The organism is Streptomyces sp. NPDC020845, assembly GCF_044334165.1.
In the GTDB taxonomy this organism is placed as follows: Bacteria; Actinomycetota; Actinomycetes; order Streptomycetales; family Streptomycetaceae; genus Streptomyces.
Genome location: NZ_JBIRSJ010000006.1, coordinates 146,632 through 173,450 on the forward strand (window position 1 = coordinate 146,632; position 26,819 = coordinate 173,450).

Sequence of the window (26,819 nt, forward strand, 5' to 3'; positions counted from 1 at the left end):
GGTCAGCGCTTTCCGCCGGTGCTCTCGCCGCCGGGTCCCTCACCGATGTTGTTCATTTGCGACTTCAACGCGTCCACGCTGTCGATGTTTTCGCCCACGGTCTTCCTGGCCTTTCGCAGCTCCAGGAAGCGGCCCTCGGTGATGCCGTCGAAGGCGTCGGCGATGGCGTAGTACGACTGGACCAAGGACGCGACTTCACGACGGTCCCCCGGGTCCACCTCGTCGTGGAAGTCGTCATCATATCCAGCCCAGATGGACGTACGCTCCAGGTCCGACTCGAATTTGGCCGCGGCGGCCCGTATGTCCTTGCCGAGAGCGCGGCTCTCGGCTATGAAGGCCTCGAGACGACCGGGATCGAGCTGGAAACTGTCTCCGTATCCGTAGACCATTGGCCGCTACCTCTTCTCCCCGTCCTCGGTGATCTCATCCCGCAGCTTGTCGCTCGCTCCGCGGCGTGCGGCCGCGCCCCGCTCAATGGTCTCCGTGAGCGGGCCGAAGATCTGGTCCCAGTCGACACCCGATCCCTCGACGTGGGGCCTGGCTCCCGGCGTCTCGGACAGCGGCTGAAAGGTGTTCAGCACCATCTGGGCCATCTCCGCCTGAGCCTGCTGGGCCGCCTCGATCACCGCCGCCGACAGCTGAGCGGCGCCCATGGTGCGGTACTTGCCGTCCAGGAACTTCACCTCGCTGAGCTGGCCCTGGGAATTGACGGTGACCTCCACGCTGCGGTCCCGGGAGCGCACCGTGGCCGAAGCCACGCTCAGCTGCTCCTGCGCGCGGGCCACTGCCTTCTTGGTCTCTTCCAGATTGGCCACGGCCTTGGCCAACCTGTCCTTGATCGATTCTGCCATCTTGCTCCACCTCCAGTGCTCTCGTCCCTCGTACGGGCTCGTTCAGCGTCCGATCACGGCCGGCGCGCCGCCCTCATCGGTGCCCCAGACGTCTTCGTCCTCCTCGACCCAGGAGGACCGTTCACGGTCGGCCGACTGGGTCTGCTGCTGACCCTGACCACCGGCACCGCCCATCGGCGGCATGAAGGGCATTCCGCCCGACGTGGTGGCCGTGCCGCGGCCCGCGACGGGGATCGTCTCCTCGTCCTGGTATCCGCCCCTGCTGGTCTGCGGTGTGCTCCGTCGGGTGGTCATGGTCTGCCCGTCGTCCATCACGGCGCGGACGCGTTCGCCGTCGCTCGACGATCCGCCGCCGCCCATGCCGCCCATGCGGCCGGGCATCATCGGCATGCCACCCGCGCCATTGCCGGTGCCCATGCCGTACTCGGACGGGTCCATGGAGCCGGGGGTGTAGTCGTACAGCTCCTCCTCGTAGCCCGAGCCGTCATACGAGGGCGAGTACACCGAACTGCCCGAGTTGCCCGGGCCGGACGAGCCCCCGCCGAGGCCGGAGGGTCCGCCGAGTTCGCTGGGCAGGGTCTGGCCCGGGTCGATGGGGGTGGTGATCGTCGTGCCGTCGGGCTGGTGACTGGTGATCGTCCCCCGGTCCGGGTCCAGAACGCTGGAGCCGCCGTCGGGGAAATCGGTGGTGACGGTGCCATCCGGGTTGAGGGTGGTGGTGCTGCCGTCGCTGTTGGTGATCGAGTCCCCGGGGCGCAGGCTGTCCATGTCGGTCGAGCCGTCGGGCAGCGTCGTGGTGATATCGCCGCTGGGCAGATCGATGGTCCGGGACGTCCCGTCGGGGTAGTCCATCGTGACCGAGCCGTCGGGGTTGAGTGTGGTGGTGGCTGAGTCATCCCCGAGTAGATCGCTGTCCGGGAGATCGCCACCGGGCCCGAGGCCGCCCGCCCGCTGGTTGAAGCGCTCCTCGGCCTCCTTCTGCTGCTGCTCGGCCTTCTGCTCGGCCTCCGCCTGCTTCTGCTCGGCCTTCTGCTCGGCCTCCGCCTGCTTCTGCTCGGCCTCCTTCTCCTTCTCCTCCTGCTTGCGCTCCTGCTCCGCCTGCTTCTGCTCCTGCTCCTGCTGGAGCTGCTCCTGCTTGGCCTCCTGCTCGGCCTGCTTCTGCTCGGCCTTCTGCTCGGCCTCCTGCTGCTTCTGTTCCTGCTCCTTCTCCTTCTGCTCCTGCTTGGCCTCCTGCTCCTCCTGCTTGGCCTGGTACTCGGATTCGGTCTGGATCTGCTTCTGCTCCTGCTCCTTCTCCTTCTGCTCCTGCTTGGCCTCCTGCTCGGCCTGCTTCTGCTCCTGCTCCTTCTCCTTCTCCTCCTGCTTCTGCTCGGCCTCTTTCTCCTTCTCCTCCTGCTTTCGCTCCTGCTCCGCCTGCTTCTGCTCCTGCTCCGCCTCCTTCTGGGCCTGCTTCTGCTCCTGCTCGGCCTGCTTGCGCTCCTGCTCCTTCTTCTCCTGTTCGCGTTCCACACGGGCCTGATTAGTGGCAACGATCTGTCGTTCTTCGGCTTCCTTCTCCTTCTGTTCCTGCTTGGCCTCCTGCTCGGCCTGCTTCTGCTCCTGCTCCTTCTCCTTCTCCTCCTGCTTCGCCTCCTGCTCGGCCTCCTTCTGTGCCTGCTTCTGCTCCTGCTCGGCCTGCTTGGCCTCCTGCTCCTTCTCCTTCTCCTCCTGCTTGGCCTCCTGCTCCTTCTCTTTCTCCTCCTGCTTGCGCTCCTGCTCGGCCTGCTTGGCCTCCTGCTCCTTCTCCTTCTCCTCCTGCTTGCGCTCCTGCTCCGCCTGCTTGGCCTCCTGCTCCTTCTCCTTCTCCTCCTGCTTGCGCTCCTGCTCCTTCTCCTTCTCCTCGGCCCGCTGCTCGGCTTCCTTCTGCTTCTTGTCGGCCCGCTCTTCCGCTTCCCTCTGCCTCTCCTCGGCCCGTTTCTCGGCTTCCTCGGCCTTCCGCTCGGCCTCCTTCTCCTTCTCCTCGGCCTTCCGCTCCGCCTCCTTCTCCTTCTCCTCGGCCTTCTTCTCCGCCTCCTCCTTCTCCTTCTTCGCGTCGGCCTTCTCCTTCGCGGCCTGGTCGACGTTGAACTTCTCCGTCAGGCTGACGGTCTCCGTCTCGATCTTCTTCGGGAAATTCTGGTCGTTGATGGCGTTTTCGATGTCGATGAGAGCCTTCTTGCCGGCCACTTGGAGGACGTCCTTGACCGATTGCTGCCACCGCCTGATGGCCTCCTCACCGATCTTCTTCCAGGTTTCCTTGTCCTCCAGCGGGCCGTACTTCCTGTCACCGCCGTAGAAGCCGCCGAACTTCACATAGTGGTAGCCGCTGCTATAGCCATAAGGACTGTAAACCGGCTTGTAGCGGACCTTGGTGATGTTGTTGTGCCACACCTCCTTCGCCACCTCGCCCAGGATGTCAAGCAGCCAACGGAGCGGGTTTCCGGTCAAGGTGGCCCATGTGTCCCACTTGTCATGCAGGCGCTGTGCGCTGTTCCGCACCGCCACGCGGTATGCCCGAAGGTCGTCGCCGTACTTCGAACCGGTTGCTCCGGACACCGGGAACTGCTCGTTGTAGGACTTGTAGTTGCGGACGAGCCCATGGATCAGGTCCTTGAAGACGCCGGCGGCCTGCCCCTTCCAGGCCGCCTCCTGCTTACCGAGGTCGAACTCCCAGTCCTGGAGATCCCGGTAGCGCTGCTGGAAGAACTGCGCGACGCGGTCGAACGCCTTGGCGTTGTCCTCAAACGACTTCAGGTCTACCGCGTTCTCCTCAGTGATGGGGAGGTCGTTCCATGAGTAGCCGGACGTGGTGTCGTGGTCCAGCAGTTGTTGCAGCGCCATGCCACCGCCGAAGGCGTACTGCGAAAGGGCCTTGTTGCTCCAGACCGTGTCCTTGGACTGGCCCTGGAAGTCCTTCCCGAGACCGCTCTTGAAATCTCCGCCGTAGAACACCCCACCGGCCGGGGCGTCCTCCTTGTCCGTGCCGGTGGTGCCCAGCATCGTGATCCGGGCCTTCTTCATGACGACCTTGGTGCCCACGTCCGCGTCTCCGACCTTGCCGTGCTTGCCGGAGTAGAACGGGATCACGACGTCGGTGTTCTCGACGCGCCAACCGGAGCTTTCGTACAACCAGTTCAGATCGTCGGACGCCTCGACAATGGCATTGGACGGCTCACCGTCGTAGTCGGAGAACTCGACCCTCATCATCGGGATGTCGTCGTTTCCCAGCAGCGCCCCGAAGAGCGTCTCGCGCTTGGGCAGCACCATCCCGGTCAGCACCTGGATCGCGGTGTGCCAGTAGTCATCTACGGAATCCGCTGGGTAAACGACTTTGTCGGCCACGGTGGGGGGTCCTCCGATGGGCGGGTCAGGGCAAGATGGAGCGAACGGGTGAGAGGATTGCGTCAGTCTTCGTCGTCACCATCGCCACCGCCACCCTTTTTGCCGCTCATGTCGGAGTCCACATCCTCGAAGATGTCGAGGAATTCCTGACCGTCGATGTCCACCAGACTGCCCGCCTGCGTCGAGAAGAGGGTCTCGAGCGAGGTCTTCAGGTTGTCCGCGATGTCCTTGAAGAGCTCGGTCTGCTCTTCGTAAATCGTCGTCAGGTCGGTGGCGGTCTTGGCGATGGCCTTGTTGAGCGCATCGCCCTTCCCGTGCAGATTCTCCTGCTTGAGCATGAGTCCGAGTCGCAGCGGTTTACTGAGCCCGTATGAATCGAACTGCTCGGGGGTGGTGTAGTCGGTGTCCCCGAGCAGCGTACCCATCGTCGGCCCGAGGGTCGGGTCATCCGATGCGATCTTGCGCAGCTCATCCTGGAACGGCACCAAGCGGTTGTCCCGGAACGCCTCGAGTCCGGCCTTGTCCATGGACAGTTTGCCGGTCTTCGAATTCGGGTCTTCTGCCATGGCGAGTCTCCTTTGGTCGAGAAGTCGGGACGCGGCGGCCGCAGGGTGACGGCCGCCCGAGCCGGAGGGTCAGCGGCCGATCTTCACCGAGTCCCACATCTGGGTCAGCGACTGCTCGCTGTACTGGTAGTTCTCGGACACCGAGGTGAGCAGGGTGGAGTGCTTGGTCAGCAGGTCCTCCATGGCCTTGACCGCGTTGTCCCAGGACTGCTGCTTCTGGGCGTAGACGTCCTTGTCGTCACCGATCCAGCTGTTCTTCAGCTCGTTCAGCTCCATCTCCAGATTGGAGAGGGTGGTCGCGATCGCCTTGGTCTGGCTGATCATGTCGTCGGCGGCGTTGCCCATCTGCGAGTAGTCGACGTAGATGTAGCCGTCGGTGAAGTCGCTCATTTACCTGTCCTCAGTCTCGCGTCGGATGCGAAGGGGGTTCCGGGAGTGCTCGGGCTCAGCCGGCCAGGGCGTCGAAGACGGCGTCCGACTGGGCGTACGCCTCGTTGATGCTCTCGACGGAGGACCCCTGCTGCTTGCCGTGCTCGACGAGGGTCTGGTTGAGCGTTTCGATCATGTCCTGGACGTTGGTGAGGATGACGTCGGCCTTCTCCTCCCAGGCGGTGACCAGATCCTTGAACGCCCCACCGTCACTGCCCTTGTAGTGGGCCATGAGGTTGTTCTTGGTGTTCTCGACGTCCTGGCGGCACTTCATGACGCCGTTGAACGCCATCTCCAGCGCCTGGACACCGTTCCGTGTCGCGTTCTCCTCAGACTGCTGCATTCCGTTGATGGCCATGCGTAGCCCTCTCGTCGCTCGATCCGGGATGGCGATGCTACGAGCGGGTGGTTGCCTTTCGAATGATCTGACTTGTCGTCAGATTGCTTTTCAGTTGTCGCGCTTGCTCTGCCAGGCACAACGCGGTGCCGTGACATCGGCGCGGCCCGTCTGGGCGGCCTTCGGGGACAGGTCGGGGCCGGAGGGCAGCATCGCCAGCATCAGCAACGGCATCTCCTTCGGTGTCGCGTCCTGGTAGCCCAGCGCTTCAACGGCGTCCGCGGTGGCCAGGCGGTACTTCACACCGGTTTCGGTGACCAGATAGAGCGTGCCGCCGACCTTGCCGCCGCCCGCGCCCACGGCGCGGACCAAAGCGCCGCGGCCCGGTGGCACGGTGATCCGGTCCACGGGCAGACACGCCGCCGCGGCCGCTCCGGAGGAGTGCTGGGCGACCGGGCCGAGGTCGGGTGCGGCCGCCAGCGCCACGCCCACCCGGGTGCCCTTGCCCTGCGGCGTGACCCGCGCGCACAGCGTCTGATCCTGCGGAACCGCCACCGGCTTCGGCGGGTTCTCCGGCGACGCTCCAGGGCCCTTCTCCTCCCCGGCGCCGGGCGCCAGATGGCTCTTGAGGGACTGCGAGGTCAGCGTCAGAGGGGCCGGGGAGGCACCGGCGTAAGCCTTCTGACGGGTCCGCGGATCGCCGAGCACCAGGGCCACCTCGGTGGCGGTGAGCGGTGCCAGGCCGTCCTTGCGCAGCAGGTAGTAGCGCGCGCCGGCGCCCGGGACGGTCAGCTTGAAGACCTGCCCGACCCTGGTCGCCTGGCCCCCCAGCTCGGGCCCGGAGGTCCCGAGTCCGGGGTTGTCCGGCGGGGCGAGGTCGGGCCCGGCGGGCAGCGCGTTCAGGAAGGCGGCCGAGACCGGTACGGGGTTGGTGGACGCGTATCCGAGGGCCTCCGGTGCGGCGGAGGTACGGTCCAGCCGCAGCCGGCTTCCCTGCCACAGCAGATAGTCGGTACCGCCCGGAGCCGCCACCAGTACCCCTTGGTCCTTGCCGAGGGGGTCGCCGCCGGCGCCGTTGCCCACCGCCAGGGTGGTGATGGAATCGACCCTGCCTTTGGCGTCCTTCTCGGGGGTGGCGCACACCTGCCAGGGATCACCGGACAGATCACCGGCCCCGGGAATCTCGTCCGGCGCCCCCTCGATGCCGACCGGGGCCCCGTGCGGAGTGCCCTTGAGGGAACCCGCGCCCACGGTGGTGGTGGCCAGGTCCCCTCCGCCAAGGAGTTTCGCCGACGCGTAATTGCGCACCGGGCGGAGCCGGCCTCCCAGGAAGAGATAGCGGGCCCCGCTGTTCTTGTCCACGATGAGATCGCCCGAGGAACGCCAGGAATCCGTTTTGCCGGGGCTGATCAGGCCGATGACGAAGGCTCCGGCCGCCAGCAGGATCGCGATGATGATCCCGATGGCCACGCCGCGGTTCGTCCGTCCCTGCGGGCTTTCGGGCGCGTCGGGGTCCGCGCGCAGCATGCTGGAGGTCAGACGGCCCATGAGGAACATGTGGGCCTGGACCTGGTCGCGTTTGTTCTGCATGTGCTTGTCGGTCCTTAGGGGTCAGCCGTTGAGGGCGCGCAGCCAGCCGTAGACGCCGAGCACCCACAGCGACAGGGGCAGCAGGCTGATGGCCATGGCGGAGTGCAGGATTTCGGCCGCCCGGCCCCAGTACGGGACCAGCCGGCGGCCGGGCACGGTCCACGATGCGATGGCGATGGCGGCGGCGACCGCCAGCAGCCCCGCCGCCAGCAGCAACCGCCCACCCGGGGTGGTGGAGACGGCGGCGTCGTAGGCCAGGAGTCCGGCGCCCCATACGCCTGCGGCGACCAGTGACAGGCGCTGGAGGGTGTTGCCCAGGCCGCGGCTGTGCAGCAGCAGGAGCAGGGAGAGGGCCACGATGGTGAGGGTGGTGGGGAGGGTGAGGCGGTGGGCCAGGCCGTACTGGCAGGCCGCGCAGATGGCGGCGGTGGCGCCGTACAGACCGGTCATCCAGCCGTCGGCGACCACGGTGCGGGCGGCCACGGCGGAGGGTGAGTGCGGCTCGATCCCCTCCTGCAACTGATGGGCGTTGGTGGGCAGTGGTGGCATGCGCATCCCGGAGAGCCGGAAGGACATCGAGGGCACGAACGCCCCGAAGATGACCGCGACGAGGGCGAGCACTCCGGCCGTGTGACCCGGGCCGAGATCAGCGGTCATCATCAGCGCCCCCGCCAGCACAGCGGCCACCGCGACCGCGACCAGGGCCAGGAACAGCGAGGCGAAGGCGGCCGCGACGGCGACCGCGAGCATCGCGCCGCCCGCCGCCGCGGCACCGGCGGCCAGGATCCGGGAGCCCAGCATCTCGTAGTAGTGCGGCCCGCTCAGAGCCCCGCCGGGCAGCAGCCAGCCGGCCAGGCCGAAGTACGGCACGGCCGCGAAGCCCAGCGCGGCACCGGCCTCCGCGTCGCCGACGGCACGGCTGGCCGAACCGGCGCCCCCGAGCAGCAGCATCCCCGCTGCGGCCGCGGCCAGCGCACGCAGCTCACCGGAGGACCCCGGCACGGCGAGCGCGGCCAGACCGGCGGCGAGGGTGAGCATCAGCATGCTCAGGAGCGTTCTGCGGCTGATTTTCGGCGCCCACCCGAAGGGGCGGTCCTGCATGGTGGTGGCGATGCCGTCCACCAGGTCGTCCAGCACGACCTCGGGGAGGGAGTCGGTGCGCGGCCGCAGGTAGAGGGTCTCACCGTCGCGCAGCCCGATGGACTCCAGGCTGCGGTCCTCTTCCAGCGGCTGCTCGCCCAGCCGCTGGAGGATCCAGCCGCCGTGTTCCAGCCCCTTTTCGGCGAGATCGTCACCGGCGTAACTCACCAGGGTGGGCAGCAGATCAGCCACGGGTACGTCGGCGGGAACCGCCAGATCGATGGATTTGGCCGGCGCGTGCACCGTGACGCGGCACAGACCTGCCGTTGCGCTCTCAGGCATGGGAAAACTCACGCTTCGTCGGGAGACTTTCGAGTCTCCGGGGAGGGCCGTTCGTTGGACGTGTGCGCGGTTGAGCTGCACACTACTTTGCTGAACGCCTGCTCGTGTGCGTCCATCTGAGTGAACCGTAGAAACGGATCGTAGACTCTTCCCGTCCGGTCGGGGTTCCTGCCCCCGGACCGGCCGCGATGGCACGTGCCGTCTCTCGCACCTGCACGCTTGTCTCCCCCGTCCCGGCTGTCCTGTTGCCCAGGTCAGCGTCCATACCCCCGTCCCGTCCCCGAGTTGCTGTCGGGTGCGGCCGGAAGGACAGCACCCTCCGAAGGAGACCACCCGCTTGAGTACCGTCCTGTTCCGCAGGCCCGCGCGTCGGCGCGGACCGGACATGCCCGAAGGGGAACTGAGCCTCCAGGAGCCGCCCACTCTCCCCGAGGTCACCCCCGACTCCTCCGCCATCTGGAACTACCTCCCCATGGCACTGATGTCGGTGTCCATGATGCTCATGTACATGAGGCCCGGCGGCTCCAGGAGCGGCGCCTTCATCTACCTCGCCCTGGGCATGATGGTCGTCTCCGCGGGCGCCATGATCCTGGGCCAGCTCGTCCGCCGCAGCAGCGAACGCAAACAGAAACTCAAGGGCGAACGGCGGGACTACCTGCGCTATCTGCGCCAGACCCGGCGCAAGGTCCGCGGCGCCGTGGCCGACCAGCAGCGCGCCCTGGCCTGGCGCCACCCCGAACCCGGTGCCCTGTGGTCGCTGGTCGGCACCACCCGGCTGTGGGAACGGCGCCCGGCCGATGACGACTTCGGCGAAGTACGGGTCGCGGTCGGCGATCAGAAACTGGGGCTGCGGCTCGCACCGCTGTCCACCAAGCCGGTCGAGGACCTGGAACCGCTCAGCGCACACGCCCTGCGCAGCTTCATCCGCGCGTACTCCACCGTGCCCGAGCAGCCCATCGCGGTCTACCTGCGCACCTGGGCCCGGGTGCTGTTCCGCGGCGACGAGGAGCGCATCCACGCGCTGGCGCGGGCGATGGTGGCGCAGCTGGCCGTGGTCCACTCCCCCGAGGACCTGTGGATCGCGGTCTGCGCGGCCGATGAGCGGCGCGGCGAGTGGGAGTGGGTGAAGTGGCTTCCCCACAACCTCCACCAGCAGGAGTCCGACGGCGCCGGTTCGGTACGGATGGTCGTCTCCTCCGTCAACGAGCTTGACGATCTCCTCGGCGCCGAGTTCACCGAGCGTCCCCCGTTCGAGCCCGACGCCATGGCCGGACGTGAGGAGCCCTACACCGTAGTCGTCCTGGACGGGGTCACGGTCCCGGGCGGACATCGGATGGAGGGTCCCGGCTTCCGCAACGCGGTCGTCCTCGACCTGGACACCTCGCTCACCTGGCGGCCCGGCCGGTCCACGCTCCGGCTCGACCTGGCCGAAGAGATCATGCGCCTGGTGCGCACCGACCGTGAGCGCAAGGAACAGCACACTCCGCTGGGGCGGCCGGACCGGATGGGCATGGCCACCGCGACCTCACTGGCCAAGCGGCTCGCCCCCTACCGGATGGGCATAGCCCAGGATTCCTCCGAACCCCTGGCCGCCGACGTCGAGCTGACCTCGCTGCTGGGCATCCCCGACCTGCACCGTCATGAGCCGCCCTCGCTGTGGGAGCGGCGTACGGGGTCGGAGCGGCTGCGGGTGCCGATCGCGGTGGGCACGGACGGAGCGCCGGTGGAGCTGGACATCAAGGAGTCCGCGCAGGGCGGTACGGGCCCGCACGGCATGCTCATCGGCGCGACCGGCTCGGGTAAAAGTGAGCTGCTGCGCACCCTGGTACTCTCGCTCGCGCTCACCAACTCCTCCGAGACCCTCAATTTCGTCCTGGTGGACTTCAAGGGTGGCGCGACATTCCTGGGCCTGGACGAATTGCCGCACACCTCAGCGGTCATCACCAACCTCGCCGATGAGGTGGCGCTGGTTTCCCGTATGCAGGACGCCCTGCACGGTGAACTCATCCGCCGCCAGGAACTCCTGCGGGCGGCCGGTAACTACACCTCGGCACTGGAATACGAGAAGGCCCGGGCCGACGGAACACCGCTGAACCCGTTGCCGAGCCTGTTCGTCGTCGTCGACGAGTTCAGCGAACTCCTCGCCGCGCACCGGGAGTTCATGGAACTCTTCGTCATGATCGGACGCCTCGGGCGCAGCCTCGGCGTCCATCTGCTGCTCGCCTCGCAGCGCCTGGACGAAGGCCGCATGCACCAATTGGAATCCCACTTGTCCTACCGCATCGGTCTGCGTACCTTCTCCGCGATGGAAAGCCGCGGCGTCCTCGGCGTACCCGACGCCTACGAACTGCCGTCGCGTCCGGGAAGTGGTTTCATCAAGACCGGTGTGGAAGCGTTGACCCGGTTCCGCGCCGCCTATGTCTCCGGCCCTTACCGCCGCCGGAGCGGCAGCGCGCATCAGGCCCGGGTGGCCAGTCAGGTGGTGCCGTGGACGGCGGGCTGGGTGGTGCCCCGGCAGCTGCCCGACCTGCCCGAGAACGAGCCCGAGAAGCCCGACGAGGAAGAGGACGGTGACTCGCTGCTGTCGGTCGCCGTGGACCGGATGCGCCACGCCGGCCCGCCCGCCCACCAGGTCTGGCTGCCCCCGCTCAACAAACCGTCCCCCCTGGATGAGCTGCTGGCGCCGCTGGCGCCGGACGCCGAGTACGGCCTGACCTGCGACCGCGCGCGGCGGGGACGGCTCACCGCACCGGTGGGCATCATCGACCGTCCCTTCGACCAGCGCCGGGACGAGCTGCTGGTGGACGTGTCCGGCGCCGGTGGCCACGTCGCCATCGCCGGCGGCCCGCAAAGCGGCAAATCCACCCTGCTCCGCACCCTCATCACCTCACTCGCTCTCACCCACACCCCCCGCGAAGTGCAGTTCTACTGCCTCGACTTCGGCGGCGGCTCCCTGGCGGGACTCGCTCGGCTCCCCCACGTCGGCGGTGTGGCCGCCCGCATGGACAAGGAGCGGGTCGGGCGCGTCATCTCCGAAATCACCTCGCTCCTCGCGCACCGGGAGAAGTTCTTCCTCGACCACGGCATCGACTCCATGCCCACCCTCCGCCGCCGCCGGGCAGCGGGCGAGTTCCCCAACGAGGCGCATGGCGACGCCTTCCTGGTCATCGACGGCTGGTCCACTGTCCGCCAGGACTACGACCAGCACATCCAGACCTTCAACGCCATCGCCAGCCGCGGCCTCAACTACGGCATCCACCTCATCACCACCACCGCCCGCTGGGTCGAACTCTCCTCCGCCATCCGCGACCAGTCCGGCACCCGCCTCGAACTGCGCATGGGCGACCCCATGGACTCCGGCATCGACATCCGCAAAGCCGCCAAAGTCCCCCGCATCCCCGGCCGCGGCCTCACCCACGACTCCAAGCTGGATTACCTCGCCGCGCTGCCGCGCGTGGACGGGAAGCCGGACGCCGACGACCTCTCCGACGGCGTCGCCGACCTCGTGGCGAGGGTGCGCGAACACTGGACCGGCCCGTCGGCCCCGCCCGTGCGGATGCTGCCCACCCTGCTTCCGGCCGCAGAACTGCCCGCGCCCGAGGGCGACTTGCGGGTACCGCTGGGCATGGGGGAAGAGCGGATGGACACCCTCTGGCACGACTTCACCACCAACCCCCACCTGATCGTCGTCGGCGACACGGAAAGCGGCAAGACCAACCTCCTGCGTCTGATGGCCAAAGCCATCACCGACCGCTACACCCCCGCCGAAGCCCGCATCATGGTCGTCGACTACCGCCGCGAACTCGTCGAGGCCATCCCGGACGACTACCGCCTCGGCCACGCCGTCTCCATCGACGCCCTCAAAGAGCTGGTCGACGGAGCGGCCCGGGCCGTACGCACCCGACTCCCCGGCCCCGATATCGCACCCGCGCGGATGCGGCTGTGCGACTGGTGGACCGGACCGCGGCTGTTCATCCTGGTCGACGACTACGACATGGTCGGCGGCGGCGGACCCCTCAACCAGCCCTTCTCGCCCCTCATGGACCACCTCGCCCTCGGCTACGAAGTCGGCATGCACCTCATCGTCGCCCGCGCCGCCGCCGGAGCCGGACGCGGACTCAACGACCCCCTCATGCGACGCCTCCAGGAAGTCAACGCCCCCGGCATCCTGCTCTCCTGCCCGCCCACCGAGGGCTATCTCTTCAGCAACGTCAAGGGCCGCAACCTCATACCAGGACGCGGCACCCACATCACCCGCCGCAAGAAGGTGGAGGTCCAAACCGCCCTCCTCGAGCCGGACTCCGCAGGCCCGGAGCCGGTAAGGCCGGGGGCCTGATGCCGGGGGCCAGATACGCCACGAGTGCGGGGGAACGAGTCCCCCGCGCCCGGCGCGAGAGAAGCGCCCTAGGGCGTGTTTCGAAAGTAGCGCCGTCCGCCCGGAGGGCGGGCCCCGCGGCGTCTGGTGCGTGCGATCGCAAGGCGGAGGGGCGTCCTCGTAGTGGGCCTACCTGGACGACCCCGACAACGCAGCGAGCGTGCGTGCCAGGCGCCGCGGGGCAGGCGGGACTTTCGAAACACGCACTAGGGCGCCGGGCGCCAGCCGCGGGCCTTGCCCAGCGGCACGATCACCATCGCGGCGCCCACCAGCAGCACCACCACCAGGGCGCCGCCGCCGATCATCAGCGCCCGCACACGGGGCGTGTCCGAGGCGGCCGGGGGGATGTGCGCCGGGGCGGCCTCGGCCTCGGCGGCGGGCCCGTCGGTCGGGAGGACGGCCGTCAGCCCGGCGTAGGCATCCAGTTTGGGTACGGCGTCGGGGTAGGCGGCCTCCAGCAGCCTGCGCGAGACCTGGGCCGCGGAGAGGTCGGGCTGGTAGGAACGGATCAGCGCCGCCGCTCCCGCCACGTGTGCGGCCGCCAGCGACGAGCCCGAACCGATGTAGTGGCCACTGCCCTTGGGCCCGATGCCCACCACGGCGTCACCGGGCGCGGCCAGGTCGGGGTCGAGCGCCGGGGGCGCTCCCTTGGGGCGGGTTCCGGCCGGGCCGTAGTCGACGACCGACAGCACATGGGGGATACGCGCCGGCCAGTACGCCCTGGCCCGGGTGTCGGGCTTCCCGTCGGCGCCCTCGGGAGCGACGTCGGGGGCCACGGGGGCGACGATCAGCACGTCCTTGCTGCCGGCGTAGGCGACGGCTTCGGTCAGCTCCTTGCCGCCGGTGGCCAGGGCCTGGCCGACGTACACCACGTCCGCCCCGTTGTCCACGGCGGACCTGATGCCGTCCGCCACCAGCTGGGCGGAGGGATTGCCCCGGGTGTCCGTACCCCGTACGGCGAGGATGCGCGCGGCGGGCGCGACACCCGTGACGGCGCCCTTCCCGGTGGGGGCGGCCGCGATCAGACCCGCGGCGAAACTGCCGTGGCCCACGCAGTCCTGACCCGCCGTGCCCTCGGCCGTGACGCGGCCGGACAGCGCGGGGCTCTGCTGTCCGACCCCGGTGTCCACCACGGCCACGGTCACGCCGGCGCCCCGCGACAGCTGCCAGGAGCGGGACAGTTGGAGCGCCTGGTGCGTCCAGGGCCGGGCTTCGGCCGTCTTGACCGAGGCGGCGGCACACGAATCGTCGGCAGCCATCCGCAGCCGCAGCGGGGGCAGACTCACCGGATCGCCGTCGTCGGCATGGGCGGGCGGGGACATCACCAGAGCGGGAAGTGCGGCTGCCGCCGCGAGGGCCGCAGCCCGACGGTAACGGTCGGATGGCATACGGCACATGGTATGGGATTGGATATGGGGACCGGGCCGGGCCCGGCCCCCCACGAAACCAGGAGGTCGTAGCGTGTCACGGCAGGTACTTACGGTCGGTCCGGAGCAGCCGGAGGGTTTCCGGACGATTGGTGAGGCGCTGGCCACGGCACGTACGGGCGCGGTCATCCACATCCGTCCCGGCCGGTACGCCGAAAACCTCACGGTCCGGACCCGGGTGACGATCGTGGCCGAGGGTGAGCCGGGGAGTGTGGAGATCTGTCCGCGGCGGGGTACGGCGTTGACGCTGGTGGCGGATGCGGTGATGCTGACCGATCTGGTGCTGCGCGGCGGAGCTGAGGATGTGGCCGTGGTGGACGCGCCGCGCGGTCAGGTGGCCATGGACAGTTGCACGATCGTCGGGTCAGGGTGGACGGCGGTGCTGGCGCGGCAGACGGGTTCGCTGGCCATGCGTGGCTGCCGGGTCACCAACCGCGAGGGCGCCGGAATCGTCGACACATCCGAGACCGGCAGCGTCATCGAGGACTGTGTACTGGAGAACCTCGGCACCTCGGCCATCGTGCTCAGCGAGAACGCCCGGTCCACGATTCGCAACTGCCGTATGCGCGACGCACGCGGCAACGGCGTCCTCGCCAACGGCGAAGCCCAGGGTTCGATCGAGTCGTGTGACATCACCGGGACGGACAAGCCCGCGATCGCGCTGGAGGGCAACAGCACGACGCGAGTCATGCACACCACCGTGCGCGACACCTCCGTCGGCGTCTACCTGACCAGCTCCTCACGTCCCACACTGGAGCAGGTGTCGGTGTCCGGTACGACCGGGCCGGGGATCGCATTGTCAGCCGGCGCCGACCCCCTGTTGCGGCGGTGTACCACGACCCGGACGAAGGGTCCTGGGCTGGTGGTCTCGGAGCGTTCGCGCGGTACCTTCGAGGACTGTGAGTTCACCTCGGCAGGCGGTTCGGCGATCCGGGTGGCCGACTCCAGTTCGCCGTCGTTCTTCCGCGCGGTGGTGCGTGACTGCGCCGACCCCGCGGCCGCGGTGCAGCTCGTCGATGAGTCGACCGCGGAGTTCGACCGGCTGGAGGTGTCGGACGCCCAGGGCAGCGCCATCTCCATCCGCACCCACGCCAACCCGCTCATCCGCCATGCCCTCATCACCGCACCCGGCCGGTTCGGCGTCGAGGTGGGCGAAGAGGGCCGCGGACGGCTGGAGTTCTGCACCATCGAGCGCGCCACCGACGCCGGGATACGCATCGCCGGCGGCGGCAACACCCAACTGGACGACTGCGTACTGCGCGCCTCCGGCGAAGCCGCCGTCTCCATCGGCCGCGAGGGCATCGCCACCGTTCGCGACATCGAGATCGACGGCAGCGGCGCCTCCGGCATAGCCGTCGAGGACGGCGCCGAACTCACCCTCACCCGGGCCCGGATCACCGGTGCCCAGGCGCATGGTATCCTGCTCACGGCGGGCTCGCGCGCCGAACTGCGTACCTGCCAGATCAGCGGCAGCGTCGGCGACGGCATCCGCATCGACACCGCCGAGCCGGTCACGGTCACCGGCTGCACCGTCCGCGACAACCGCGGCGCCGGACTCGCCCAGACCCGGCCCAGCGAGCGCCTGGACATCACGGAGCTGACCAGCGCGGACAACGGAACGCCCGACGTGTGGGGTGACGCGGTGGCCGCTGGTGCCGGTGGGCGCGCCGCTTCCGGCAAGGACTCCGGCCGCGGTGAGCCGGCGGATCCGCTGGAGGAACTGGACGCCCTGATCGGTCTGGAGGGGGTCAAGCACCAGGTACGGACCCTGGTCAACCTCAACCAGCTCGCCCAGCGGCGGCAGCGGCTGGGCATGCCGGTGCCCTCCATGAGCCGCCATCTGGTCTTCGCCGGCCCCCCGGGTACGGGTAAGACCACCGTCGCCCGGCTCTACGGCTCCATCCTCGCCCAGCTCGGCGTCCTCCCCGAAGGCCACCTGGTCGAAGTCTCCCGCGCCGACCTCGTCGCCCAGGTCATCGGCGGTACGGCCATCAAGACCACCGAGGCGTTCAACCAGGCCATCGGCGGGGTGCTGTTCATCGACGAGGCCTACACCCTCACCCCCGACGGCGGCAGCTCCAACGACTTCGGCCGCGAGGCCGTGGACACCCTGCTGAAACTGATGGAGGACCACCGCGAGGACGTGGTGGTCATCGCGGCGGGCTACTCCGCCGAGATGACGTCCTTCCTGGAGTCCAACCCCGGCCTGGCCTCCCGCTTCACCCGCACCATCGAGTTCGCCAACTACTCCGTGACGGACCTGGTGACCATCACGGAGAGCATGTGCGCCTCCCACCAGTACGAACTGGGCCCGGGGACCACGGAGACGCTGGCGGCGCACTTCGAGGGGATGGACCGGGGCGCCAGCTTCGGCAACGGCCGCGCGGCCCGCCGGGTCTTCGAGGAGATGGTCGACCGCCAGGCCTTCCGGCTCGCCACCATGGCCGAACCCGCCGAACGGGACCTCACCCTGCTGCTCCCCGAGGACGTCAGCGACGAGAGCGGCGCATACCAGCAGACCCATGAGGACCGGGAGGCGATGCTCGCCAGGCTCGAGGCCATGGTCGGCCTCAGCGCGGTCAAGCGCGAGGTCACCGACTTGGTCTCGCTGCTCACCACGGCCAAGCAGCGCGAGGCCGCCGGGCTGCCGGCCCCGCGCATCAGCCAGCATCTGGTCTTCTCCGGCCCGCCCGGCACCGGCAAGACCACCGTCGCCCGCCTCTACGCCGGGCTGCTGCACTCCCTGGGCGTCCTGCCCCGCGGCCAGCTCGTCGAGGTCGCCCGCGCCGATCTGGTGGGCCGCTATGTGGGCCACACCGCGCAGCTCACCAAGGAGGTCTTCGAAAGCGCCATGGGCGGGGTGCTGTTCATCGACGAAGCCTACACCCTCACCCCCGAAGGGGGCGGTTCCGACTTCGGCCGCGAGGCCGTGGACACGCTGCTGAAGCTGATGGAGGACCACCGGGACCAGGTCGTGGTCATCGTCGCCGGCTACACCGCGGAGATGCGGCGCTTCCTGGCCTCCAACCCAGGCCTGGCCTCCCGCTTCTCGCGGTTCGTGGAGTTCGAGAACTACTCCACCGACGAGCTCCTCACCATCCTGGAGCGGCACGCCGAGGAGTCCGGCTACACCTGCACGGCGGACACCCTCGACGCGCTGCACACCCATATCGACGCCATCCCCCGCGACCGCTCCTTCGGTAACGGGCGCCTGGCACGGCAGCTCCTGGAAACCATGATCACCCACCAGGCCCGGCGGCTCACCGCAGTGCGCACACCCAGCGTGGACGATCTGCGGACGCTGCTACCGGAGGATCTGCCGGCCGCAGGACTCGGTGTATTCGGGTGAGCGGGTGGGGGGTGTCAGGGGCGCGGTCCGACCGCCGTGGCGCCGCCGCGGATCACTCCGGTCGATCTCGGCCTTCCAGGTCATCCGGCTCACCATCCGATGGGCATGACACGTGGTCCCCGCACCGGCGCGCGCCAGGGTGCCGCCCACCTCGATCCATGGTCAGAATGCCCGCGGGCGCCACGGAATTTCGCTCGGCACGGGCAGAGGGCGGCCGGGTTGCGCCGGAAAGCCCTCCGCCCGTGCCTGCTGCTAGCGGCGCAGGGCGGCCAGGTTGCGGTAGCCGATCGCCGCGTGTTCCAGGGACTGGCCCGGGTTGGTGGTGCTCGGTGCGTTGTCCTGCTCGACCATCGGGTTGTGGTAGTTGCGGTGGCCCACACGGGAGAAGAACGTGGTGTAGTCGATGACGCCGGTGCCGAACGGGACCATGTCGTAGCCCATCCCGTTGGTGGTGTTGACGACGCCGTCCTTGGCGTGGAACAGCGGGTAGCGCTTGTTGTTACGGGTGACGAGGCCGGCCGGATCGAAGACGTTCGTCTGCGTGGAGCCGTCGTGGGCGGTGTAGGTGCGGAACTTGTACTGGGCGACATGCGCCCAGAAGACGTCCATCTCCAGCCAGACCAGCTCGGGGTCGGTGATGGACAGGAAGTATTCCAGCTTGCGGATGCCGGAGCTGCGGGTGGGCTTGGACTGGGCGTCCAGCGGGCCGCCGTCGAGCAGGAAGCCGTAGGCCGCGTCGTGGTTGTGGGTGTAGAGCTTGAGGCCGGCGCGGCGGGCGATCGCGCCGAGGGCGTGCCACTTGTCGGCGGCGACGTCCCAGTCGGCCTTGTAGGCGCTTCCGGTGGGGTCGCCACCGGTGCCCATGTGGGCCAGGCCGAGGATGTTCGCGATCTCCAGGTGCTTTTTGAAGGTGTCCAGGTCGGCGCTGGTCAGGGGCCAGGAGCCAGGGATGAAGCCGTGGTTGCCCTGGGCGCGCAGCCCGTTGTCGTCCAGCCAGCGGCGCAGCAGCTTGGCGCCCTCGACGGACTCCAGGCTCGCGCCGCCGGGGGCGTTGGCGTGCTGGCCGTAGCCGGCGAACTCGACCTGGCGGTAGCCGAAGCGGGCGAGCTGTTCGAAGACGGCGCGGAAGCCGGACGGGAGGGAGGTGGTGAGCGGGTCGCGGCCGATGGCGTCGCGGACCGTGTAGAGGATGATGCCGCGCTTGTCCGCGGGGACGAGTGCGTGCCCTCTGCCGGTGCCGGCCGACCGGGGTGCGGCGGCCTGTACGGGGCTCGCGCCGAGGACGGGGGCTGCGATCGCCCCGGCCGCGACGGCGGTGCAGGTGCTCAGGAAGCGGCGGCGGCCGATGCCGAGGCTGCGGCGCAGCTGGTCGTCGGTGTCAGGCGTGTTGTTCACGGGGTGCCTTCCTTCGTTTCCTCTGGGGCGTCGGTATCGAGACCGGCGAGGTGGAGCAGCAGGGACTTCACGTCGGTGGCCGCGATGCGGTCGCCGACGGCGCGGGGGGTGGAGCACAGCAGGAGCGGACCGTCGTCGTCGCTCGTGGGCAGGCGGCCGTGGCTGCCGCGGATCGGGGCGGGGTCGAGGGGGACGACCGCCATCCGGTAGCGCATCCCGAGCTTCTTGCGGGCGAGCGCGGTGGCGGCCTTGACCTTCACATAGGGGTCGAGCGGGTCCATGAACAGCTCGACCGGGTCGTAGCCGGGCTTGCGGTGGATCTCGACCAGGCGCGCGAAGTCGGGCGCGCGGGCGTCGTCGAGCCAGTAGTAGTACGTGAACCAGGCGTCCGGTTCGGCGATGGCGACCAGTTCGCCGGAGCGCGCGTGGTCGAGGTGGTGGGCCTTCTTGCCCTCGTCGTCGAGTAGTCGCTCGATACCGGGCAGCCCGTCGAGGGCGGCGCGGGTGGCAGCCATGTCCTCGGGTCGGCGGACGTACACATGGGCGATCTGGTGGTCGGCGACGGCGAAGGCGCGGGAGGCCATCGGGTCGAGGTATTCCATACCGTCCTGGGTGTGCACCTCCAGCAGCCCGGCGCGGCGCAGGGCGCGGTTGATGTCGACGGGCCGGCTGACACGGGTGATGCCGTACTCGGACAGCGCGACGACCGTACGGCCCTCGGCGCGGGCGTCGTCCAGCAGCGGGGCCATGGCCGCGTCCAGGTCGGCGGCCGCCTTGCGGGAGCGGGGGTCGTCGGGGCCGTAGCGCTGGAGGTCGTAGTCGAGGTGCGGGAGGTAGCAGAGCGCCAGGTCGGGGTGGCGGGTGCGGAGGATATGGCGGGTGGCGTCGATGATCCACTGGCTGGAGACCAGATCGGCTCCGGGTCCCCAGAAGTGGAACAGCGGGAACGTGCCGAACTTCTCGGTGAGTTCGTCGTGCAGGGCGGGCGGCCGGGTGTAGCAGTCCGGCTCCTTGCGGCCGTCGGCGTAGTAGACGGGGCGCGGGGTCACGGTGAGGTCGGTGTCGGCGCCCATGGCGTACCACCAGCAGACGTTGGCGACCGTGTAGCCGGGGTGGGCGCGGCGGGCCGCGTCCCACACCTTGTCCCCGGCGACCAGGCCGTTGTGCTGGCGCCACAGCAGGACGTCGCCGAGCTCGCGGAAGTACCAGCCGTTGGCGACGATGCCGTGTTCGGAGGGCGGGGTGCCGGTGAGGAAGGTGGACTGGGCGGCGCAGGTGACGGCGGGCAGTACGGTGCCGAGATGCGCCCGGGAACCGGCGGCGGCGAGGGCCTTGAGGCGGGGCATATGGGCGAGTAGCCGGGGGGTGAGGCCGACCACGTCGAGGACGAGGAGCGGGATGGGACGGCGACCGTTGGACCCGGTCATGGCGGCTCCCAGGTTGGGCGCGGTCATGGGTCCGGTCATGGCAGCTCCTTCAGCCCGAGGCCGGTCAGCTCGTCGCGGGCGAGGGCGAGTTCGGCGGCGATGCCGTCGGCGAGCCGGTCCCGGCTGCGGGGCCGCAGCTCGGGCGGGAGCGCCTGCCAGGTGTACGTCTCGACCTCCAGATGGCGGGTCAGCGGATGCGGGCCACCGACGAGGCGGGTCAGGGCGGTCCGCAGGACCGGGAGTGTGGAGGTCAGGGGCGCGGCGGGGGCGGCGTGCAGCGGGACGTGGAAGTGGGACCGCCAGGGGGCCGTGGCGGGCAGGGCCGTGCCGCCGACGGCCTCGTCGAGGTCGTCGGTGCCGCGCAGGCCAGTCGCCGTGACCGTGCGGGTCTGGTGCAGAAAGCGGGGTTCGGCGAAGGCGGCGAGGGCCGCGCGGACCTCCGGCCGGTCGGGGTGTTCGGCGTGCAGGGCGGCCGACAGCTGGGACTTGACGACGGGGACGCGGGCGGCGGCGAGCGCGTCCAGGGCCGCCGTCGGGTCCTCGAAGGAGGTGGCGAGATGGCAGGTGTCGACGCAGACGCCGATACGGGGGTGGCCGACGGCGGTGAGCGGGGCGAGGGCGTCACCGGTGGTCTCCACGGTGCAGCCGGGCTCCGGTTCCAGGCCGACCCGGACGCTCCGGCCGGTCAGTTCCGCCAGTGCGTCCAGGCGCTCGGCGAGGGTCGACAGCGCCCGCTGCCCCGCGCGGGCGCGGTCGGCGCTCCAGGTGGTGCGCCAGCCGAGCGGCAGGGTGGAGACGCTGCCCTCGGTGACATCGTCGGGCAGCAGACCGGTGAGGATCCGGGCCAGTGCGGTGGTGTACTCCAGGCGCTCGGGATCGGCCCAGTCCGGCTTGTACACGCGGTACTTCACCTCGGCGGCGCCGAAGCCCTCGTACGGGAAGCCGTTGAGGGTGACGACCTCCAGGCCGCCGCGGTCGAGTTCGCGGCGCAGGGCGCGCAGCGCGGCCGGGTCGGTGTCGAGGGTACGGGCGGCGTCGCGGGCGAGCCACAGGCCGATGCCGAGGCGGTCGCGGCCGAGTCGGCGGCGGACGGGCGCGCAGTGGTCGCGGAGCTGGGCCATGACGCCGTCGAGGGATTCGGCGGGGTGCACATTGGTGCAGTAGGCGAGGTGGACGGTGGTGCCGTCCGGGTGGCGGAAGCGCATCGCTCACTCCCCTCCGCGCAGCAGGGAGTTGCCCTCGTGGGTGGCCTCCGGCGGGGTGACCTCGAGTTCCAGTCGGCCGCTGAGCCCGTAGAAGGCGACGGGGTTGCGCCACAGCACCCGGTCGACATCCGTCCCGGTGAATCCCTCGGCCAGCATCAGGTCGGCCACCCGGCGGGTCTTCAGCGGATCGCTTCTGCCCCAGTCGGCGGCGGAGTTCACCAGCACCTTCTCGGGCCCGTACGCGCGCAGGATCGCCACCATCCGGCGCTCGTCCATCTTGGTGACCGGATAGACGGAGAAACCCAGCCAGCAGCCGCTGTCCTTGGCCTCCTTGACCGTCGTCTCGTTGAGGTGGTCAACCAGCACCCGGTCCACGGGCAGCGCGGACTCGCGGACGACATCGAGGGTGCGGCGCAGACCGGCGAGCTTGTCGCGGTGCGGAGTGTGCACGAGCGCGGGCAGGCCGTGGTCGGCGGCGAGCTGGAGCTGTGCGGCCAGGGCGGTGTCCTCGGCGGGGGTCATCGAGTCGTAGCCGATCTCCCCCACGGCCACGACCTGGTCCTTGACGAGATAGCGGGGCAACTCGTCGAGGACGGGCACGCAGCGGGGGTCGTTCGCCTCCTTGGGGTTGAGGGCGAGCGTGCAGTGGTGGGCGATGCCGTACTGGGCGGCGCGGAAGGGCTCCCAGCCGAGCAGGGAGTCGAAGTAGTCGAGGAAGGAGGCGGGCGAGGTACGGGGCTGGCCGAGCCAGAACGACGGCTCGACCACGGCGCGGATCCCGGCGGCGCGCATCGCCTCGTAGTCGTCGGTGGTGCGGGAGGTCATATGGATGTGCGGGTCGAACAGGCGCATCAGGACTCCTTGCCGTGGGGGTGGTCCGCCTCGAGGTCTTCGGCGGCGAGGTCCAGAACGCGGTACAGGTCGGCGGGCACGGGCCGGTCGGCGGCGGTGCGCTCGGCCGCGTAGTCGGCGAGCATGCGGGCCAGTTCGGCGTCCCCGCGCCCGCGCGCCGCGAGGCCGGCCACCGCGTCCACCGGGACGCCGGTGAACAGACACTTCAGTACGGCGTGCCGCCAGCTGTGGGCGTCGAGGTGGCGGGCCGCATAGGGGCCGAGCGCGGCGGCGAGAAGACGGGTGTCGTTGGTGCGCAGGGCGTCCTCGACCAGGGGGACCCCGTCGGGGCCGGGCACGAGGTGCGGCAGGGCACACAGCACGGCGCGGCGCTCGGCGGCCGAGCCCTGGTGATAGAGGCGGGCCAGCGTGGCGGGGTCGGCGCAGGCCGCGTACAGGATCAGGACACGGGCGGCGTCGGCGTGCCGGCTGCCGCAGCGACGCCCGGCCTCGGCCACGCGCAGCTCCCATGCAGAGCCGGAATTGGCGGCGGCCTCGTCCAGAGCCTGCCGGAGCCAGGCGCGGGCGGCCGGGTGGAGGTGGGTGTCGAGGCGGTCGCGGTGGTCGCGGAGTGCGTCGGGGGTGGGGTCCGGGCCGGTGCCCGTGGCGGGCGAGTGGGTCATGGGGTGCTCCCTTCCGGCACGGCGGTGGTGGGGGTGGTGGTTTCCGGGGTGGCAGTAGCCGGGTTGGCGGTGGCCGATGCGGCAGTGGCGGGGGTGGCGGCCGGGCCGGTGATGGCGGGGGTGGCGGCCGGGCCGGTGATGGCGGGGGTGGCGGCGACCGGCGCGGCAGCGGGCAGCGCGGCCGTGGCCGGGTGGCCGGCGCCCGAGGCGGTGGCCGGGACGGTGGCCGACGTGGCGGCAGCCGCGCGCCGCAGGAACGGCAGGGAGGTCTGGGCGTAGTGGGGGCCGGCGTGGGAGTGGCGGGGCAGCTCGACGACGGTCAGGCCCTGGTAGCCGGTCGCGGCGAGCGCCGCGAGGACGGGCGGGAAGTCGATCTCGCCCTCCCCGAACGGGAGGTGGTCGTGGACGCCGCGCCGCATGTCCTCGATCTGGACATGCCGCAGCCAGGGCGCGGCGACGCGTACGCAGTCGGCGGGCGGCAGGGGTTCCAGGCACTGGCAGTGTCCGAGGTCCAGGGTGAGGCCCAGCGCGGGCGGATCGCCGAGGAGGCCGCGGAGGTGGTGGAAGTCGGCGAGGGTGGCGACGAGGTGGCCGGGTTCGGGCTCGATGGCGAGCGGGATCCCGGCGGTGGCGGCGGCTTCCAGGACCGGGGTGAGGGAGGCGGCGAGCCGCCGCCAGGCCGTGGCCGCGTCTCCGGTGGCGGCGTCACTGGTGGCCGGGTCACCGACGGGCGCGTCACTGGTGGCCGCGTCGCCGATGGGCGCGCCGCTGGTGGCCGCGTCGCCGATGGGCGCGTCACTGGTGGCCACGTCACCGGTGGGCGCGCCGCTGGTGGGCGCGCCTCCGGTGGGCGCGCCGCTGGTAGCCGCGCCACCGGTAGCCGCGCCACCGGTAGCCGCGCCACTCGTGGGCGGAACGGTTCCGCTGAAGCAGTGCACGGCGTGCGCGCCGAGGTCGGCGGCCACCCGGACCGCGCGTAGCAGGAGGTCCACACGGCGGGCGCGGGCCTCCGGGTCCGGGTCGAGGAGCGAGGGGCCGTGTTTGCGGCGGGGGTCGAGGACATAGCGGGCGCCGGTCTCCACAGTCACGTCGAGTCCAAGCGCGGCCAGGCGCCGGCCGACCCGCCGGGTGCGGGCGGCGAGGTCGGGGGCGAGCGGGTCGAGGTGCATATGGTCGAGGGTCAGGCCGACGCCGTCGTAGCCGAGATCGGCCAGGAGGGCGAGGGCGTCCTCGAGGCGGAGGTCGGCGAGGCCGTTGGTGCCGTAGCCGAACCGGAGGGCTGTCCCCTGGGCGGTCATGTGACACTCACCCGCTTCGAGAAGCGCCGTGCCAGTGCGGTGAGGGCGGCCGTGGCCAGCGCGGTGGCCCCGGCTCCGGCGCGGGCGGCGAGGGCCGCCTGGAGCGGGATGGTGGCGCGGATGCCGGCGCCCACGGCGCGCTGGGTGAGCGGCGGCGAGGGGTTGAGGGCGGCGTTCAGGTACGGGCGGGCCGTGGCGGCGGCGTAGCTGAGAGCGAGGGCGGTGGTGAGGAAGCCGGACGGCCGGCTGTGACCTGGGGTTGCGGTGCGAGAGGGAGCGGGCGAGGCGCCGGAAGGTTCCCGGGTGGGGTATCCCCTGCTCGAGCGAAGCCGAGAGCTTGGGGAAGCGGCTACGAGTCGCGCGGCTACGAGGACATCTCGGCGCTCGCGCCCCAGGTCGCCCGGCAGCAGCCGGGTCAGGGTGGCCGTGGCGGCCAGCGCCGCTAGTGGGGCGAGCGCGGTGCCGTCGCGGGTCTCCTGGCGGGAGACGGCGGTGACGGCGAGGGTGTGGGTGGAGAGCAGGGCCGCCGAGGGCAGGGCCGGGCGGACGGCACCGCCGGTGGCCGCGGCGCCGAGGAGCAGGTCGAGGCCGCGGGCGGCGGCCATGGCGCCGGGCCCGGCGGGCGTGCGCTTCAGGACCAGGTCGTACGACCAGACGGTGGCCGCCAGGGGCAACGCGACCGCCAGCGCCGGGCGCCCCGCACGGGCGGCCAGGGCGAGGCCCGCGGCCGTGAGGGCGCAGGCCGCGGCGAGGGCGGCGGCGGGGCGGACCCGGCCGGACGGGAGCGGGCGGTGCGGGCGCTCGACGGCGTCCTCGGCACGGTCGGCCCAGTCGTTGAGGGCCATCCCGGCCTCGTACAGGCACAGGGAGCAGCCGACGGCGAGCGCGGTACGGCGGTCGGGGCGGGCGGCGACGGCGGCCGCTCCGGCCAGCCCGTCGCCGGGGACGGTGAACAGGGCGGGCAGGCGCAGCAGTTCGGCCCAGGCGTGGAGTCGGCTCACTCGCTCTCCCCCAGCCCCCGGGCGAACCGCACCAGTTCCGCGTACTGCTCCCCCAGCGCCGACGGCGCGTCCCCGACCGGGTCCTTGAAGAAGAAGGCGAGTTCGGCGAGAGGGCCGCGCAGACCGGTCTCGTGGGCGCGGGCGACGAGCCGGGCCAGGTCGAGGACCAGGGGCGCGGCGAGTGCCGAGTCGCAGCCCTGCCAGATGGTCTGGAGGACCATGCGGGTGCCGAGGAAGCCGTCGAAGGCGACGTGGTCCCAGGCGGTCTTCCAGTCGCCGAGCGCGGGCACGTCGTCGATGTGGACCTCGCCCTCGGGGGTGGTGCCGAGGGTGTCCGCGAGGACGCGTTCCTTGCCGGCGTTCTTCGCCGCGGCGGCGGCCGGGTCGGCGAGGGAGGCGCCGTCGCCCCCGCCGAGGAGGTTGGTGCCGGACCAGGCCCGGACGTCCAGCGCCCGCTGGGCGAACATGGGGCCGAGGACGGAGCGCAGCAGGGTCTGGCCCGTCTTGCCGTCGCGGCCCGCGTACGGCAGTCCGCTCGCCGCGGCGAGCGGGGCGAGCGCCGGGTGGTGCAGGCCCGTGGACGGGGTGAAGTTGACGTACGGGCAGCCGGCGCGCAGGGCGGCGGCCGCGTAGAGCGAGCTGGGCGGAAGAGGGGGGCCTGGCGGCGGGGCCGGTTCGGTGGAGGCGACGTTCACGACCACCGCGCGCTCCAGGCCGAGCCGGGTGACGAAGTCCTGGAGGTCGGCGGCGAAGGCGGCGATCAGCGCGTCCTCGTCCCGGGTGTCGCCGGGGAGCGGGCCGCCGGGCCTGATCTCCGCGTCGGCGGCGGCCAGTTCGGCCGCGACGGCGGCGGGCAGACCGGTCGGGAGGACGCCGCCCGCGGCCAGTTGCTCGGCGCGTTTGGGCAGGGGGCAGTCCGTGGTGTCGTGGCCGCCGAAGACAAACGACGACAGGGCAGGCAGGGCGGGCAGGCCGCTGCTGAACGCGGGCGCCTCGGTGACCAGCCCGGTCGGCGGGCGCAGCCCGGCGTTCACGGCGGCGCATCCGGCGACGACGGTGGTGGCGACGGAGCCGCGGGCCCCGACCAGCCAGACGCCGATCCGAGGGGGACGGGAGAGGGACAGGGACGCGGACATGAGCAGCCTCCTTGTCCGGGGCACGAAAACCCGGAGGGGATGAGGGGTGGTGACGGCGGGCGGGAGTCCGGCGTCTCCCGCCCGCCGCCGTTCAGTGGCCCGTGGCGGGCTCAGTGGCCCGTGGCGGGCTCAGCGGG

At 70.7% G+C, this 26,819-nt stretch carries 19 protein-coding genes; 2 read left to right on the plus strand and 17 right to left on the minus strand.

Features of this window, described 5'->3' with window-relative positions; genetic code table 11:
- Positions 1-2 precede the first annotated feature (2 nt).
- The 8 genes from ACH4U7_RS16470 to eccD form a co-directional block, all read right to left on the minus strand.
- Positions 3-389 carry a hypothetical protein gene (locus ACH4U7_RS16470; protein ID WP_398528599.1) on the minus strand — a complete coding sequence of 129 codons (387 nt, stop codon included), beginning with the start codon at positions 387-389 and terminating at the stop codon, positions 3-5.
- A gap of 6 nt (positions 390-395) precedes the next feature.
- The gene (locus ACH4U7_RS16475) at positions 396-851 is read right to left on the minus strand and encodes a YbaB/EbfC family nucleoid-associated protein (protein WP_398528600.1); all 456 of its coding nucleotides are present in this window, start codon (positions 849-851) and stop codon (positions 396-398) included.
- 42 nt (positions 852-893) lie between these two features.
- The gene (locus ACH4U7_RS16480; RefSeq protein WP_398528601.1) at positions 894-4,211 is read right to left on the minus strand and encodes an AAWKG family protein; all 3,318 of its coding nucleotides are present in this window, start codon (positions 4,209-4,211) and stop codon (positions 894-896) included.
- Positions 4,212-4,273: 62 nt separating this feature from the next.
- Positions 4,274-4,777 (minus strand): type VII secretion system-associated protein, encoded by a 504-nt coding sequence (locus ACH4U7_RS16485; protein WP_398528602.1) that lies wholly within the window; start codon positions 4,775-4,777, stop codon positions 4,274-4,276.
- A 69-nt stretch (positions 4,778-4,846) separates the two neighbouring features.
- Positions 4,847-5,167, minus strand: coding sequence for a WXG100 family type VII secretion target (locus tag ACH4U7_RS16490; RefSeq protein ID WP_398528603.1), 321 nt, complete (start codon positions 5,165-5,167; stop codon positions 4,847-4,849).
- A gap of 55 nt (positions 5,168-5,222) precedes the next feature.
- A complete protein-coding gene (locus ACH4U7_RS16495) occupies positions 5,223-5,564 on the minus strand; it encodes a hypothetical protein (RefSeq protein WP_398528604.1) in 342 nt (113 codons plus the stop codon).
- Positions 5,565-5,654: 90 nt separating this feature from the next.
- The gene (eccB, locus tag ACH4U7_RS16500; protein ID WP_398528605.1) at positions 5,655-7,133 is read right to left on the minus strand and encodes a type VII secretion protein EccB; all 1,479 of its coding nucleotides are present in this window, start codon (positions 7,131-7,133) and stop codon (positions 5,655-5,657) included.
- Positions 7,134-7,154: 21 nt separating this feature from the next.
- On the minus strand, positions 7,155-8,555 hold the full coding sequence (gene eccD / locus ACH4U7_RS16505) for a type VII secretion integral membrane protein EccD (protein ID WP_398528606.1): 1,401 nt from the start codon (positions 8,553-8,555) through the stop codon (positions 7,155-7,157).
- Positions 8,556-8,892: 337 nt separating this feature from the next.
- Here eccD and eccCa point away from each other — a divergent pair, with 337 nt between their 5' ends.
- On the plus strand, positions 8,893-12,891 hold the full coding sequence (eccCa, locus tag ACH4U7_RS16510) for a type VII secretion protein EccCa (protein ID WP_398528607.1): 3,999 nt from the start codon (positions 8,893-8,895) through the stop codon (positions 12,889-12,891).
- Between the two features lie 245 nt (positions 12,892-13,136).
- Here the strand turns inward: eccCa and ACH4U7_RS16515 are convergent, their stop codons facing one another.
- Entirely contained in the window at positions 13,137-14,318 is a 1,182-nt protein-coding gene (locus ACH4U7_RS16515; protein ID WP_398528608.1) for a S8 family serine peptidase, read from the minus strand.
- A 73-nt stretch (positions 14,319-14,391) separates the two neighbouring features.
- Here ACH4U7_RS16515 and ACH4U7_RS16520 point away from each other — a divergent pair, with 73 nt between their 5' ends.
- The gene (locus ACH4U7_RS16520) at positions 14,392-17,706 is read left to right on the plus strand and encodes a right-handed parallel beta-helix repeat-containing protein (protein WP_398528609.1); all 3,315 of its coding nucleotides are present in this window, start codon (positions 14,392-14,394) and stop codon (positions 17,704-17,706) included.
- Between the two features lie 252 nt (positions 17,707-17,958).
- On the opposite strand, the gene ACH4U7_RS16525 is transcribed toward ACH4U7_RS16520, so the two are convergent.
- From ACH4U7_RS16525 to ACH4U7_RS16560, 8 genes are read right to left on the minus strand one after another with little or no spacing between them, the layout of a single operon-like run.
- Entirely contained in the window at positions 17,959-19,101 is a 1,143-nt protein-coding gene (locus ACH4U7_RS16525) for a sugar phosphate isomerase/epimerase family protein (RefSeq protein ID WP_398528610.1), read from the minus strand.
- On the minus strand, positions 19,098-20,528 hold the full coding sequence (locus ACH4U7_RS16530; protein ID WP_398528946.1) for a nucleotide pyrophosphatase/phosphodiesterase family protein: 1,431 nt from the start codon (positions 20,526-20,528) through the stop codon (positions 19,098-19,100). Before ACH4U7_RS16530 ends, ACH4U7_RS16525 begins: the two co-directional genes overlap by 4 nt.
- Positions 20,529-20,563: 35 nt before the next feature.
- The gene (gene eboE / locus ACH4U7_RS16535) at positions 20,564-21,733 is read right to left on the minus strand and encodes a metabolite traffic protein EboE (RefSeq protein ID WP_398528611.1); all 1,170 of its coding nucleotides are present in this window, start codon (positions 21,731-21,733) and stop codon (positions 20,564-20,566) included.
- 3 nt (positions 21,734-21,736) lie between these two features.
- Positions 21,737-22,585, minus strand: a complete 849-nt coding sequence (locus tag ACH4U7_RS16540; RefSeq protein WP_398528612.1) for a TatD family hydrolase — start codon at positions 22,583-22,585, stop codon at positions 21,737-21,739.
- On the minus strand, positions 22,585-23,247 hold the full coding sequence (locus ACH4U7_RS16545) for an EboA domain-containing protein (RefSeq protein WP_398528613.1): 663 nt from the start codon (positions 23,245-23,247) through the stop codon (positions 22,585-22,587). The genes ACH4U7_RS16540 and ACH4U7_RS16545 overlap by 1 nt, the downstream gene beginning before the upstream one ends.
- Complete coding sequence (locus ACH4U7_RS16550; protein WP_398528614.1) at positions 23,244-24,545, minus strand: sugar phosphate isomerase/epimerase family protein; 1,302 nt, start codon at positions 24,543-24,545, stop codon at positions 23,244-23,246. Before ACH4U7_RS16550 ends, ACH4U7_RS16545 begins: the two co-directional genes overlap by 4 nt.
- Entirely contained in the window at positions 24,542-25,546 is a 1,005-nt protein-coding gene (locus ACH4U7_RS16555) for an SCO3242 family prenyltransferase (RefSeq protein WP_398528615.1), read from the minus strand. The genes ACH4U7_RS16550 and ACH4U7_RS16555 overlap by 4 nt, the downstream gene beginning before the upstream one ends.
- Positions 25,543-26,682: an inositol-3-phosphate synthase gene (locus ACH4U7_RS16560; RefSeq protein WP_398528616.1), complete on the minus strand. Its 1,140-nt coding sequence runs from the start codon at positions 26,680-26,682 to the stop codon at positions 25,543-25,545. The genes ACH4U7_RS16555 and ACH4U7_RS16560 overlap by 4 nt, the downstream gene beginning before the upstream one ends.
- Between the last annotated feature and the right edge of the window lie 137 nt (positions 26,683-26,819).